This is a genomic window from Paraburkholderia sp. 22098 (assembly GCF_052045935.1).
In the GTDB taxonomy this organism is placed as follows: Bacteria; Pseudomonadota; Gammaproteobacteria; order Burkholderiales; family Burkholderiaceae; genus Paraburkholderia; species Paraburkholderia caledonica.
Map to the genome: position 1 here is coordinate 1 of NZ_JBQEPV010000008.1, position 13,274 is coordinate 13,274.

12 protein-coding genes and 1 riboswitch are annotated in these 13,274 nt (G+C 63.2%); of the genes, 5 read left to right on the top strand and 7 right to left on the bottom strand.

Annotated elements, in window-relative coordinates:
• Positions 1 to 146: LrgB family protein (locus ACTJLB_RS17780; protein ID WP_440784231.1), on the top strand; the 146-nt coding region annotated here is incomplete at its 5' end.
• A 94-nt stretch (positions 147 to 240) separates the two neighbouring features.
• Here the strand turns inward: ACTJLB_RS17780 and ACTJLB_RS17785 are convergent.
• Positions 241 to 1,386, bottom strand: a complete 1,146-nt coding sequence (locus ACTJLB_RS17785) for a porin (RefSeq protein ID WP_020067885.1) — start codon at positions 1,384 to 1,386, stop codon at positions 241 to 243.
• 659 nt (positions 1,387 to 2,045) lie between these two features.
• Here ACTJLB_RS17785 and treA point away from each other — a divergent pair.
• The gene (gene treA / locus ACTJLB_RS17790; RefSeq protein WP_440784022.1) at positions 2,046 to 3,740 is read left to right on the top strand and encodes an alpha,alpha-trehalase TreA; all 1,695 of its coding nucleotides are present in this window, start codon (positions 2,046 to 2,048) and stop codon (positions 3,738 to 3,740) included.
• A 147-nt stretch (positions 3,741 to 3,887) separates the two neighbouring features.
• Positions 3,888 to 4,469, top strand: coding sequence for an alpha-ketoglutarate-dependent dioxygenase AlkB (locus tag ACTJLB_RS17795; RefSeq protein ID WP_440784023.1), 582 nt, complete (start codon positions 3,888 to 3,890; stop codon positions 4,467 to 4,469).
• A gap of 47 nt (positions 4,470 to 4,516) precedes the next feature.
• On the opposite strand, the gene ACTJLB_RS17800 is transcribed toward ACTJLB_RS17795, so the two are convergent.
• Positions 4,517 to 5,152: a carbonic anhydrase gene (locus ACTJLB_RS17800; protein WP_440784232.1), complete on the bottom strand. Its 636-nt coding sequence runs from the start codon at positions 5,150 to 5,152 to the stop codon at positions 4,517 to 4,519.
• A gap of 310 nt (positions 5,153 to 5,462) precedes the next feature.
• Positions 5,463 to 5,735 (bottom strand): DUF1488 domain-containing protein, encoded by a 273-nt coding sequence (locus tag ACTJLB_RS17805; RefSeq protein WP_020067889.1) that lies wholly within the window; start codon positions 5,733 to 5,735, stop codon positions 5,463 to 5,465.
• Positions 5,736 to 5,947: 212 nt separating this feature from the next.
• Here ACTJLB_RS17805 and ACTJLB_RS17810 point away from each other — a divergent pair, with 212 nt between their 5' ends.
• On the top strand, positions 5,948 to 7,441 hold the full coding sequence (locus tag ACTJLB_RS17810; RefSeq protein ID WP_088173714.1) for an MDR family MFS transporter: 1,494 nt from the start codon (positions 5,948 to 5,950) through the stop codon (positions 7,439 to 7,441).
• Between the two features lie 74 nt (positions 7,442 to 7,515).
• Here the strand turns inward: ACTJLB_RS17810 and cobM are convergent, their stop codons facing one another.
• The 4 genes from cobM to cbiE are packed head-to-tail and all read right to left on the bottom strand — an operon-like array spanning position 7,516 to position 11,343.
• On the bottom strand, positions 7,516 to 8,241 hold the full coding sequence (gene cobM / locus ACTJLB_RS17815; RefSeq protein ID WP_440784024.1) for a precorrin-4 C(11)-methyltransferase: 726 nt from the start codon (positions 8,239 to 8,241) through the stop codon (positions 7,516 to 7,518).
• A gap of 29 nt (positions 8,242 to 8,270) precedes the next feature.
• Positions 8,271 to 8,993 carry a cobalt-precorrin-6A reductase gene (locus ACTJLB_RS17820; protein WP_440784025.1) on the bottom strand — a complete coding sequence of 241 codons (723 nt, stop codon included), beginning with the start codon at positions 8,991 to 8,993 and terminating at the stop codon, positions 8,271 to 8,273.
• Positions 8,990 to 10,078, bottom strand: a complete 1,089-nt coding sequence (locus ACTJLB_RS17825) for a cobalt-precorrin-5B (C(1))-methyltransferase (RefSeq protein WP_020067893.1) — start codon at positions 10,076 to 10,078, stop codon at positions 8,990 to 8,992. Before ACTJLB_RS17825 ends, ACTJLB_RS17820 begins: the two co-directional genes overlap by 4 nt.
• A gap of 5 nt (positions 10,079 to 10,083) precedes the next feature.
• Positions 10,084 to 11,343, bottom strand: a complete 1,260-nt coding sequence (gene cbiE, locus ACTJLB_RS17830; RefSeq protein ID WP_440784026.1) for a precorrin-6y C5,15-methyltransferase (decarboxylating) subunit CbiE — start codon at positions 11,341 to 11,343, stop codon at positions 10,084 to 10,086.
• Positions 11,344 to 11,428: 85 nt separating this feature from the next.
• Positions 11,429 to 11,614: riboswitch (cobalamin riboswitch) on the top strand.
• A gap of 83 nt (positions 11,615 to 11,697) precedes the next feature.
• Here cbiE and ACTJLB_RS17835 point away from each other — a divergent pair.
• Positions 11,698 to 13,266 (top strand): precorrin-3B synthase, encoded by a 1,569-nt coding sequence (locus tag ACTJLB_RS17835; RefSeq protein ID WP_440784027.1) that lies wholly within the window; start codon positions 11,698 to 11,700, stop codon positions 13,264 to 13,266.
• Positions 13,267 to 13,274 lie beyond the last annotated feature (8 nt).

Consider the following 13,274-nt stretch of genomic DNA (forward strand, 5'->3'; position numbering starts at 1 on the left):
CGCATGGCATCGGCACGGCGCGCGCTTTTCAGGTCAGCGAGCAAATGGGTGCGTTCGCGGGGCTCGGCATGGGTCTCAATGGTGTGTTCACCGCGTTCGTGGTTCCCGTGCTGATGCCGTTCATTGCGCGCTGGATCGGCGGCTGACCGCAAGATGTTCATTGTCTCGACGACGCAGAAAAGCCCGCAAATTGCGGGCTTTTTTTCAAAGTGCCGCTAATGCGGCACTCGACGCCACTGCTTAGAAGCGATGGCGGATACCGACGGTGCCAACCACTTGCGAACTGGTGGACGAAGCGCTCACGCCGACGATGTCCGCAGTAATACCCGAGTTGCCGGTGCTGCCGACATGCTGGTATGCCGCTTCAGCATAGACGTCGGTACGCTTGGACAACGCGTAGTCCGTTTGCACGGTGACCTGATGGTACTTCGGGCTCACGCCGTCCAGACGCGCGTCGGTAAACGTGTACGCGCCCGACACCGACAACGCTGGCGTCAACGCATAACGGCCGTTCACTTCATAGTTCGTGAAGCGTGCGCTGCCGCCCGTCAGAGCCAACCCGCTGCTCGTGCCCGATGCCGACGAACTGATCGCGCTCGCGCCGTTCAGTTGCGTTTGCGTCACGACGAGACCGACGTTCGCCGGGCCGAACGCATAGCTCAAACCGGCGCCGTACGTGCGTTGGCGCGCCGCCGTGAAGGTCGAGTCGCCAGTCGCAACGGCGCCGCTGGTGTTCGTCGACGAGCCGCCGCCGTTCAGTTGCAGATAGCCCGCCGCGACCTTCAGGCCGCCGAATACGTACGACGCGCCGACGCTGTACGCGCGGCTATCGGCGAAGCTGCCCGCTGCGTTCGAGAATCCGTATAACGCACCGAATTTGAAGCCGGCGTAATCGACGCTCTGGAATTTGACCGCGTTGTTGATACGCACCGAGTTGTTCAGGTTGTCGTTGTCGTACGGGTGTGACGCCAGCGTGCCGCCATACTGCGTGCCGTTTAGCGCAAGCGGCGCGAGATAATCGACCACGCTGTCGTACTGGCGACCCAGCGTGACGGCGCCGTACTGGTTGCTCGACAAACCGACGAACGCCTGCCGCCCGAACTCGCGGCTGTTCTGACCAAGCTTGCCGGTAGACAGATTGAAGCCGTTTTCAAGCACGAAGATTGCCTTCAGGCCGTTGCCGAGATCTTCCGCACCGCGCAGGCCCCAGCGATTGCCGTTCAGAATGCCGCTTGCCTGCTGGAAGTTGCTGCTGCCGCCGGAATTGCTCGTATAGGTCAAGCCTGTATCGATCAGGCCGTACAGCGTGACGGAGCTTTGTGCATGAGCGACGCCCGCGGCGCCGGCAAGAGCGAGCGAGAGGCTCGACAATACGTATTTGTTCATTGAATATCTCCTGAATCCAATAGCGGCTGCTATTGAGCGGCGGAGAATACCGCAGAAATTCAAAACCTATTTTTCACTATATTACGACGTTGCTTTTTAGCGACGTCATTGCGATTTAACTTTCGTTTTATTTCCTTTAACACGCTTAACCTCCGCGCCAAATGAAATGGGGCGGGTCTCGCGGAAGACGCGCCCCAAGTGCCTGATCTAGAAAAGCGCTCGGAATCTCAGGCAAAATCGAGAATAGCATATGGACAGTCTCACAACAACGCAGATCCAATCGCTTTATTCTTCCACATTATTGCATTCGTAAGTTATGGGAATAATGAATCAGCGATTGAAACAATTCCATTGCTTTTTCTTTAACATAAAAGACATTTCGCCTGATTCGAAAAGCGGCGAAAGATGTGGGCGCGTCAGTGGCAGCAGCTACGGCGTCGATCAAAGTTCGCCGACACAGACATTCGACGCAATCGTTTCGGCATCCGAACTAAACGAACGTGAACCATAACTCTTCGACGATGCGCGAAGCGCATTCACCATGCATAGTTTGAAGCGCGCCCGGTTTTATGCCATGCTAGCCACGCCCCAACGCGGGCCATGAAAACAGAGGGCGTAAGAGGCAGACCAATCCTGTTGTCCATTCCTCAGGAGGAGACATGATTGTGTCATCGCAAGTGCGCAGCATTAGCCGTGCCGGGAATGTGTCCGGCGTTCCCGGCGTCCTCGTTCAGCCCTCCCTCCCCGCCGCGCGATTGAAGTACTTGCATCGCGCGGTTGCTGTTTCAGGCTTTGCCTTCCTCGTTGGGCTGTCATCGGTCTGTCGAGCCGACACGCAAGTAGGCGGCACTCTGCCGCCCGCGCCCGATATTCTGTACGGCGACCTCTTCGTTGCCGTGCAAACCGCGCAGATCTATCCGGACCAGAAGACCTTCGTCGATGCAACGCCAAATGCGGACCCCGCCGTCATCGTGCAGCTTTATCAGCAGCAGCGAGGCAAGCCCGGGTTTTCGCTGGCGAATTTCGTGAACCAGTACTTCACGCCGCCGAGCGAGCCGGTCATCACACCGCCCGCCAATCAGACGCTGCGTGAGCACATCAACTGGCTATGGCCTGCCCTCACCCGCACGACCACGAGCGCGCCGCCGAACAGTTCGCTGATTCCGTTGCCGAAGCCCTATGTCGTGCCGGGCGGCCGTTTTCGTGAGGGCTACTACTGGGACACCTACTTCACGATGCTCGGCTTGCAGGAAGCGGGCCGTGAGGACCTCGTCGACAACATGCTCGACAACTTCGCGTACATGATCGACACGTTCGGCCATATTCCAAACGGCAATCGCACCTACTACCTGGACCGCTCGCAGCCGCCCTTCTTCTCGCACATGGTGGAACTCGCGGCGAAGGTGGAAGGCCACGGCGTCTATCAGAAGTACCTGCCCGCGCTGCGCAAGGAGTATGGCTACTGGATGCAGGGCGAAAAGTCCACGCCGGCCGGCTCGGCGACCCGCAATGTCGTAGTGATGCCCGACCGGACCGTGCTGAACCGCTATTGGGACGAACTCGACACGCCTCGCGACGAATCGTATCTGGAGGACATACAGACCGCGCAGAAAGCCACCGGGCGCAATCCGAACGACGTCTACCGCGAACTGCGCGCCACTGCGGAAAGCGGCTGGGATTTCAGCTCGCGCTGGTTCGGCGACAACATGACGCTCGCGACGGTGCGCACGACGTCGATCATCCCTGTCGATCTGAACAGCCTGATGTTCCACCTGGAGATCAGCATTGCGAAAGGCTGCAGCGAGACGCGCGACTTCCGCTGTGTCGGCGAATTCGCAGGACGCGCCGCGAAGCGCGCGCTCGGCATCAATCGCTACCTGTGGAATCCGAACGGCTACTACGGCGACTATGACTGGCAGCTCGCGAAACCGCGCGACAACAAGACCGCCGCCATGGTGTTCCCGTTGTTCGTGGGCGCGGCATGGCCGGAGCGCGCGCAAAAGACTGCACAGCAAGTGCAGTCGACGTTATTGCAGCCCGGCGGACTCGCGACGACAACCTACAACACCACCCAACAGTGGGACGCGCCGAACGGCTGGGCGCCGCTGCACTGGGTCGCGATTCAGGGCTTGAAGCGCTATGGCCACGACGCCCTCGCGCAACAAATCGGCACGCGATTCCTTACCGACGTGAAAGGCGTCTATGCGTCGGATAAGAAACTGGTCGAAAAATACGTGGTCGAGGGAGCGGGCACGGGCGGCGGCGGTGGCGGTGAATATCCGCTTCAGGACGGCTTCGGCTGGACCAACGGCGTAACGCTCAAACTGCTCGACCTGTACAGCCCCGGCGAGTAGCGGCGTTCCAGGGACGCAAACAGGCTCAAGCGCGGACACGGGCAAGAGGTCCAGCCTGCGGGCAAGAATACTGTATAAAAACACAGTATAATGCTTTGCATGAACCGACTATTTGCCGGCCGGGCCGCTCGCGCCCGGCATTGAACCATGGCGTCCCAGCAAGGCCTGTTTGCTCCTGAACCCGTTGCGCTACTCGGCGACAGCGACGGCGGCATACGCTACCTGCCCGACTCTGTCCCGCCCGAGCTCGCGCAACGGTGGTTCGACGAGGCGTTACGCAACATAGGCTGGAGCAGCTATCAGCGCATGATGTACGAGCGCGAGGTGCTCGTGCCCCGTCTGATCGCGACCTTCCTGCGCGAAGCGGCGGACCTGCCCGCGCCGCTTGGCGAAGCGTTCGAGATGGTGCGTTCGCTGGTCGGCGCGCCGTTCAATCGCGTGGGGCTCAACCTTTATCGCGACGAGCACGACAGCGTCGCGCCGCATAGCGACAAAACGGCGAATCTGGTGCGCGGCGAGCCGATCGCGATCGTGTCGCTCGGTGCAAGCCGCCGCATGACGGTCCGTCCAAAGAAAGGCCCGGGCCGCGCAGTGCATGTCGAACTCGAACCGGGCAGTTGCCTCGTCATGAGCTACGCATCGCAGTTCACCCATGACCACGGCATTCCCAAGCTCAATGAGCGCGTTGGGCCGCGCATCAGTCTTGCGTTCCGCTGCTACAGCGGCTAGCGGCACTGGCTACACGCCGCATGCGCGGCGCACTGAGACGCCGTCAATCAGACCGCGTAAATGTTCGGATTCTCGAGCAGCGGCACGAATTGGCCGGTGCGGCCGTCGAGTGCAAGCATTACGCCGCTTTCAATCTGGAAGATCCAGCCGTGCAATTGCAGCGTCTTGTTCGCGAGCCCGACAGCGACCGACGGATGCGTGCGGATATTGGCCAGTTGCACGACCACGTTGTCCTTGACGAGCGCGTCCAGACGCTCTGTGGGCGACTGATAGGTGCGCGACGCATTGATCGCCTTCGCCGCATCGGCGTGACGCAGCCAGCCGGCCACTGCCGGCAAATGGTCCAGGTTCGTATTGGTCGTAATTGCGGTCATCGCGCCGCAGTTCGAATGGCCGCATATCACGATGTCGCGCACCCCGAGCACGGCGACCGCGTACTCGACTGTCGCCGATACGCCGCCAGGCTCCGGACCATACGACGGCACGATATTGCCCGCGTTGCGGATCACGAAGAGCGCGCCCGGCTCCGCTTGCGTCAGCAGTTCAGGAACCACGCGGCTGTCCGAACACGTCACGAAAAGCGTGCTCGGACTTTGCGCGGTCGAAAGGCGCTTGAACAAAGCACTTTGCTGTGGAAACACTTCACGTTGAAAGCGGATCAAGCCCTCGATGATTTCCTGCACGATGTTCTCCCGATAATCGAAGATACGCGGCACGCCTTGCATGGCCGCGGCGGTTCGCGCGAACTATACCGCGTTGCCGTGGCGTCGGCAGGATGGCGGTGTGCTATCGGGGCGGCGCAATCGGCCAGGCACTCGTGAACTCGCCGCTTGGCGCATGGACTGGCTACAAGTGCTGCAACGGCTCGCAGCATAAGCGCCGCCGAGCCGCTGAGCCGCATCGCCAAGCCACCGCAGATTCATCGGCGAGAACAACCGTCGAGCCCGACGCATGCCGGACCCGTCGACGGCAATGACCGCGGCAGCGCCAATGCTAAGGCCCCGTCTTGTCGAAGTCGCGCGTCTCCAGTTCCACCGACTGCCCGCCGTTCTTTTCCAGCACCCGCTGGGTAGCCTTTTCAATCTGCGCGCGATTGGCTTCGAACGTACCTACGAGATCGTGAGCCGACGGCCCGCCGTTGCCGAAATGGTCGTTTAGCGCGTCGAGCGAGACGCTGCACCAGACGTCTTTTCCATCGACATTGGCTTCGAAGGCGACGCGTGCCGCCGCCACCACTTCACGGCGTCCGGTGAATTCGATCCTCATAATGACCCTCCATGTGTCGAAAGAACCTTGCAAGTCGCAAGTGCTGTGCCAAACGGCGCAGGGCGCCGATGGCGCCGCTCGCATGCGAAGATTCTGTGCAAGGTGCATACTCGGGGTCGGCCGCCTCCGAACGGCCGTGCTCATGCGTCGCCGCGTGCAGGTCGAGCGCCAGGCGGCCGGACGCACCCACTATTCTGATCCAACTTCGCCCCATGTCCCGCAATCCGCAATCGTCGCGTCCTTTAGTCATTGCCGCCGTGATGGCTTCCATGGCGATGGTCGCCATCGAAGCCACCATCGTTTCCACCGCCATGCCGCAGATCGTCGCGCAACTCGGCGATCTGCATCTGTATAGCTGGGTATTCTCTTCGTTCCTGCTCACGCAAACGGCAATGACCGTGGTGTTCGGCAAACTCGCCGATCTGTACGGCCGCAAGCCGGTCATGCTGGCCGGCATTGCGATCTTCCTGATCGGCTCCGTGCTCGCGGGCTTCGCGTGGTCGATGCCGGCCATGATCGCGTTCCGGCTGATTCAAGGCATCGGCGCGGGCGCGATCCAGCCGGTCACGCTGACCATCGTCGCGGACCTCTACCCTGCGCGCGAACGCGGCAAGGTGCAAGGTTATCTTGCAAGCGTGTGGGCGATTTCAGCGGTGGTGGGACCGATGGTGGGCGGCTTCATCATCCACAACTTGTCGTGGGCGTGGATTTTCTGGATGAACGTGCCGATCGGCCTCGCATCGGCAGCAGGATTTATCGCGTTTCTACGAGAGTCCGAGCGGCATGCGCGCCCTTCTATCGACTTCGCGGGCGCGGCGCTTTTCATGGCCGCGATAGCCGCGTTGATGACTGCGCTTACCTGTGCGGGCGACGACGACCTCGCGCACGCATCGATGGCCGGCGGTGCATTCGTCGTGTGCCTGCTGCTGTTCGTGCTGCAGGAGCGCCGCGCAAAAGAACCGATGATCTCATTCGCGCTCTGGAGCCGCCGCCCGATTGCAGCGTGTAACGGCGCGACCTTGCTGTCCGGCATGATCCTGATGGGATCGACCACGTTCCTGCCGATGTATGTGCAAGGCGTGCTCAATCGCTCGCCGGTGATAGCGGGCCTCGCGCTCACGATGATGATGGTCGGCTGGCCGGCCGGCGCCACGCTCGCCGCCAAGTCGTTTCATCGCATTGGCTTGCGGCGCATGCTGATTGGCGGCAGTGCTTTCATTCCCATCGGCGCGGTGCTGCTGCTGTTTCTCGCGCCGGGCGGCTCGCCGCTCGTCGCCGCATTCGGTTCGCTGATCATGGGTTTCGGCATGGGCACGTCGAGCGTCAGCTGTCTCATCCTGATTCAGGAAATCGTGAAAATGGACGAACGCGGCAGTGCAACGGCGTCGAATCTGTTCTCGCGCAATCTGGGCAGCACGCTAGGCGCCACGCTATTCGGCGCCGTGCTCAACTTCGGCCTCAGCCACTCGCACGGCGTCGCCGTCGTAACGTCGGACCAACTGAAAAGCCTGCTGCAAAATCAGGCCGCGAGCCTCGGTGGTAGCGAAGCAATCCGCATGGTGCTGCATCAATCGCTGCACCTCACGTTCATTTCGATCTTCGCAATCGCGATTTTCGTGGTGCTGCTGCTGACTCTCGTGCCGGCCATCATCATCGGCACGGAGAAAAAGATGCCGGTCGAAGCGCTTGCGCCGCTCGAAGACTAGCTGCTGCCGGTAGAAGGACGGACGTGTATGTCGACTGGCCGACGCGCGAACGCAATCGAAAGCCTTCCGATACGTCAGGCTTTCGCGTACAGCGTCGAATTCGCAAAGCCTTCGGCCGCGAGCACCTGTCCGACCAGAATCAACGCGGTGCGCTCGATCTGCGTGGACTGGACCTTCCCGAGAATGTCGTCGAGTGTGCTCGTGATCTTTTCCTCGTCGGGCCAACTCGCGCGATAGATCACCGCGATCGGACATGCGCCGCCATAATGCGGCCGCAGTTCTTCGACGATGCGCGCAAGGTGCCGCACGCCGAGATGAATAGCCATCGTCGCACGATGCCGCGCCAGATCGGCAAGCTGTTCACCCTCAGGCATCGTGGTTTTGGTCGCGTACCGCGTGAGAATCAGCGTCTGCGAAATGTCTGGCAATGTGAGTTCGCAGCCGAGCGCCGCCGCGCAAGCAGCGGTTGCGGTCACGCCCGGTACGATTTCGTACGGAATCGCGAGCTCGCGCAACCTGCGAATCTGTTCGCCGATCGCGCCGTATAGCGAAGGGTCGCCGGAGTGCACGCGCGCTACGTGCTGACCTTTATCGTGCGCGCTTTTTAGTAACGCCACGATCTGGTCGAGGTCGAGTTCGGCCGTGTTCACCACCTGCACCGCCGAATGCCCTTCGAGCACCGCAGACGGCACTAACGAACCCGCATAGAGAATCACGGGACAACTGCGCACGAGACGCTGCCCCTTCACCGTGATCAGCTCCGGATCGCCAGGACCCGCGCCGATAAAAAACACCGTCATTCAATACTCCATTGATGCAAGCGGACGACTCAACTTGACAGATGCAGCGCGTCAAGCAACTCCGCCACGCTTTCGAATTCACGATCCGCCGCGGGCAACGAAGGCCGGCGCAGCATCACGACAGGCAGGCGGCGCTCACGTGCGACTTCGAGCTTGGCCTCGGTTGCACTGCCGCCGCTATTTTTGCTGACCACGACGTCGACGTGTTGCAGCGCGAAGAGCGCACGCTCGCCTTCGAGCGTAAACGGTCCGCGCGCCGCGATTATGCGGGCGCGTTCCGTGTCTTCGTGCGAGTCGAGACAGCGCACGAGCCAGAATTGATGTGGCGGAATCTCGTTGAGATGCGAGAGCGGTTCGCGTCCGAGCGTGAAGAGCGGTCGCCTGAACGGCGCGAGCGCCATGGTGAGTTCGTCCCAGCCGTCGACCATGCGCCAGTCGTCGCCGGCGCGCGGCTGCCACGCCGGTCGACGCAGCGCCCAGCACGGCACGCCCGCGTGACGAGCCGCATTCACAGCATTCGCACTGATCTGCGCCGCGTACGGATGCGTCGCATCGATCACGAGGCCGATCTCTTCATCTGCGATATAGCGTGCCATGCCTTCGCTGCCGCCGAAGCCGCCGACCCGCACGCTGCATGGCAGATCGTCGGGCACCTTGCCGAGTCCCGCGAGACTGTACACGTCGACGGAAGTAAGTTGGCGGCCAATGCGTAAAGCGTCGCCGGTGCCGCCGAGCAGCAGAACCTTTGTCATCGCGCGACTCCGATCAGCTTGCCCGCGCGGTCGATCGCGAACATCTCCACGTTCACCTGCGGCGGCACGATTTCGCGTGCGACGGCAAGCGCGTGCGCACAGACAATGTCGCCGAGCGGCACCTGCTCCGCGTGCGCTAGCGCGACGGCTTGCTGACTCGTATTGGCCGCGCGGATCGCGGATTGCAACGCGTCGTCGGCGCCCTGTTCGGCGGCCCATGCGGCGAGCCGTTCAAGATCGATGCTCGAGTTGCGGCTATGCAGATCGAGATGGCCCGCCGCGAGCTTGCTCAGCTTGCCGAAACCGCCGCAAATACTCAGGCGCTCGACCGGCGCGCGCTTCATATGCTTGAGCACCGCGCCGACGAAGTCGCCCATTTCGATCAGCGCGATATCGGGTAATGCGTAGTGCGAGCGCATCGCGTCTTCGCTCGCGTTACCTGTACACGCGGCGAGATGCATATAGCCGTTAGCGCGCGCAACGTCGATGCCCTGATGAATCGACGCGATGTAGGCCGAGCACGAAAACGGCCGCACGATGCCGGTCGTGCCCAATATCGACAGGCCGCCCACAATCCCGAGCCGCGGGTTCATCGTTTTGAGCGCGAGCGCTTCGCCGTCCTCAACGCCGATCGTCACTTCGAAACCGCCGCCATAGGCATGCTCGGCAGCGAGTTCTGCAAGATGCTCGCTCATCATTTTGCGCGGCACCGGGTTGATCGCCGGTTCGCCGACGGCGAGCGTCAACCCCGCACGCGTCACCGTGCCCACGCCCGGCCCGGCGCGGAACACCACACCTGGCTCAGGGACCAGACGCACGCGCGCGAACACCACGGCGCCGTGCGTGACATCGGGATCGTCGCCGGCATCCTTGATCGTGCCCGCTTCGGCGCCGTCATCGGTCAACCGGCAGAAGACGAGCGGCATCGGCACATGCTGGCCCTTGGGCAACACGATTTCGGCCACCTCGCTGACCACACCCGCGAGCAGCAGACGCGCGGCCGCCAGCGACGTGGCGGTTGCACAACTGCCGGTCGTGTAGCCGCTGCGCAGCGGTGCGGGTTGTTCAGGCGTTTCGTCGCGCATGAGCGTCACGCCGATGAAGCAGCGTTGGTGTTATCGGCAACACTATGGACACCATCGGCAGCGCAACGCTTCACCACATCGTACAAGGTGATCGGCAGCGCTTGCCGCCACGTATCGAAGCCACCGAGCGGCTGAGCGTCCGCAAGCGCAATTCGCGTGAGCGTGCCGCCATGTTTGTCACGCCATGCGGCGAGCGCCGCCTCGCCTTGCAGCGTGACCGCGTTCGCGACCAGCCGGCCGCCGTCGCGCAAATTGTCCCAGCACGCTTCGAGCACGCCGGGCACCGTCACGCCGCCGCCGATAAACACCGCATGCGGCGCGGCCAACCCTTCGAGCGCTTGCGGCGCGCGGGCCGCTACGAGTTGCAAGCCCGGCACGCCCAACGCATCGCGATTGTGCTCGATGAAGCGCTGACGCTCAGCGTGCCCTTCGATGGCGATCGCCCGGCAAGTCGGATGCGCGCGCATCCACTCGATGCCGATCGAGCCGCTGCCCGCACCCACGTCCCACAACAATTCGCCGGGCGTCGGTGCGAGTCGCGCGAGCGTGATCGCTCGCACATCGCGTTTGGTGAGCTGGCCGTCGTGACGGAACGCGTCGTCGGGCAGGCCGCAGGTGAGCGGCAGGCGCGGCGCGCCTTCGGTGGCGCGGCATTCGAGCGCGACCAGGTTCAGCGCGGCGACATCGCCCGGGGACCATTGATCCGCACGGCCGTCGATGCGCCGCTCATCGTCGCCGCCAAGGTGTTCGAACACGGTCATCCGCGTTGCGCCGAAACCTCGCGCGCTCAGCAGGTCGGCAAGCGCGGCGGGTGTGCGCCCGTCCGCGCTGAGCACGAACACGCGCGCGCGGTCATGCAAATAAGCGTTCAGCGTGGGCAACGGCCGCCCAACCACCGACACCGTGGCCACATCCTGCAACGGCCAGCCGAGGCGCGCCGCCGCGAGCGATAACGATGACGGCGCGGGCAACACGCGCAGTTCGCTGGGCGGCAACTGTCGAGCCAGCGTCGCGCCGACGCCGAACAGCATCGGATCGCCGCTCGCCAGCACGCAAACGGGGCCGCCGCGCTCGGCCAGAAGCGGCGCGAGATCGAATGGGCGCGGCCACTCGGCGCGCCGCGCGGCCAGCCGCGCGGGCAACATCGACAGATGACGTTCGCCGCCGTAAATCACCGACGCCTCGAGCAACGCACGCCGTGCGGGCCGCCCCAAACCGGCGAAGCCGTCGTCGCCAATGCCCACTACCGTCAGCCACGCCGACATGCACCCTTCCTCATTTTGTATCTCAAACAATGCACTGCGCCACGCCGGTCAAAGCGTCCAGCCTCGTTGTGCTATCCGAAAAAAGGCATAATACAGCCGCCGGTGCCCTTCGGGGCCTAACAGGGAACACAGCGGGAAGATTGCCGCTGTGGCTGCCCCCGCAACTGTATGCAGCGAGTCCGCCTGCGCTTGGCGCCACTGGTTAAACCGGGAAGGCCGCGGCGGACGACGACCTGCCAGCCAGGAGACCTGCCGGCCAGACTGTTCGTGCCAGCCAACATCGGGCGGGGTGTACCGATGCCGCAGCAATGCCGTTTTGACCGCTTGCTCGGGCCGTCGCGCGACGCTAACCCGGTGTCCGTCTTGAATCCAGCTTCGCCCTCCACTGTCTTGCCCGACGCGGCATCTGCGCTGCGGCCCTCGGCGTGTCCGGGCCTGCTGCGGATCGTGGCGGCGCGCGACGGCGGGATTTGCCGGATCAAGCTGCCAGGCGGCGAATTGAGCGCGGCTCAGGCCGAGGCGATCGCCAACGCGAGCGCGCAGCATACGGCGGGTGTGATCGAACTGACGAATCGCGCGAATCTGCAATTGCGCGGTGTTCGGGCCGGACATGAAGGTGCGCTGGTCGCCAAGCTGATTGATGCGGGGCTCGGACCGGGCGCTGCAAGCGGCTCTGAAAGAATGGGCGATAGAGCGCCGACCGATTCCGCCGAAGACGATCACCGTCACGATCGCGATCACGGTCACGATCGAAAAGCGCACGCCCTCGATGCCGCCGCCGCTGACGACGTGCGCAACGTCATGATCAGCCCCGCTGCCGGACGCGACCCGTGCGCACTGTTCGACACCAGACCTCTGTGCACCGCCCTTCTCACGCTATTGCAAAGTGAACCGCGTTTTGCGGCGCTATCGCCGAAATTCGCGTTGTTGCTCGACGGCGGCGAGCGGCTCGCGAGAGTGGACCACCCGCATGACGTGTGGCTCGCGGCAGCACAAGATTCGGCCGGTGCGGCGCGCTTCGTGTTCGGGCTCGCAGGCTGCCCGACCGTGGATGCAAACGCGAGCGCAAACACGCACATCGGCGGGAAGTCACCATCGTCATCAGGCAACGCTGCGAACTCGTCCGAAAGATCGCATGCGGATGCGACAGGCGCGCTGGCCTCGGTGCTGCCGTCGCAAGTTCCGGCGCTCGTGCGCGCGCTGCTGCATACGTTTCTAGATCTTGCCGCTGCCGACGCCACGCGTATGCGTCATCTGCTCGACACGCATTCGGCGGACGCAATATTGCAGCAGGCGCAAACCTACATGGATTTTCCATTGACACGCGACGCGACGCTCGCCGGCTGGCGTCGCAGCACCACTGCCGATGCCTCGCTGCGCCTCGGCGCACATGCGCAACGCGCCGCGGATACATGGCATGCCGGCGGTCAACCGCCGCTCGGCCGTATCGATGCGACCACGCTGCACGGCCTCGCCGCGCTCGCGCAACAACATGGCGACGGCACGCTGCGCATCACGCCGTGGCAAAGCGTGCTGCTGCCCGATATCCGGACGCTCTCAGTGCCCGTTGTGCTTGCCGCGCTGAACGCGCTGGGCCTCGCATGCGATTGCGCCGAAGCCATCACACACCTGATCGCGTGCGCCGGTTCCACTGGCTGCGCGAAAAGCCTCGCGGATACCAAAGCCGACGCATTGGATCTCGCGAAGCGCCTGCCCGCCGGCGTCGACGTGCATTTGAGCGGATGCCCGCGCTCATGTGCTGCCGCGCATTGCGCGCCGTTTACGATGCTCGCCGCGGCGCCCGGCATGTACGACCTTTTTCGACGCGACCAGGGCCCCGGCTTCGGTCGATGCGTCGCGCGCCAACTGACAGTCGAACAGGCCGCCGACACGATCGCGCGCCTTGTTCGAAGCGACACATGAGTGACACC

Excerpts from the sequence above, each read along its gene's own strand:
- ACTJLB_RS17785 (WP_020067885.1), bottom strand. The coding sequence starts at position 1,386 with ATGAACAAATACGTATTGTCGAGCCTCTCGCTCGCTCTTGCCGGCGCC.
- treA (WP_440784022.1), top strand. The coding sequence starts at position 2,046 with ATGATTGTGTCATCGCAAGTGCGCAGCATTAGCCGTGCCGGGAATGTG.
- ACTJLB_RS17795 (WP_440784023.1), top strand. The coding sequence starts at position 3,888 with ATGGCGTCCCAGCAAGGCCTGTTTGCTCCTGAACCCGTTGCGCTACTC.
- ACTJLB_RS17805 (WP_020067889.1), bottom strand. The coding sequence starts at position 5,735 with ATGAGGATCGAATTCACCGGACGCCGTGAAGTGGTGGCGGCGGCACGC.
- ACTJLB_RS17810 (WP_088173714.1), top strand. The coding sequence starts at position 5,948 with ATGTCCCGCAATCCGCAATCGTCGCGTCCTTTAGTCATTGCCGCCGTG.
- cobM (WP_440784024.1), bottom strand. The coding sequence starts at position 8,241 with ATGACGGTGTTTTTTATCGGCGCGGGTCCTGGCGATCCGGAGCTGATC.
- ACTJLB_RS17820 (WP_440784025.1), bottom strand. The coding sequence starts at position 8,993 with ATGACAAAGGTTCTGCTGCTCGGCGGCACCGGCGACGCTTTACGCATT.
- ACTJLB_RS17825 (WP_020067893.1), bottom strand. The coding sequence starts at position 10,078 with ATGCGCGACGAAACGCCTGAACAACCCGCACCGCTGCGCAGCGGCTAC.
- cbiE (WP_440784026.1), bottom strand. The coding sequence starts at position 11,343 with ATGTCGGCGTGGCTGACGGTAGTGGGCATTGGCGACGACGGCTTCGCC.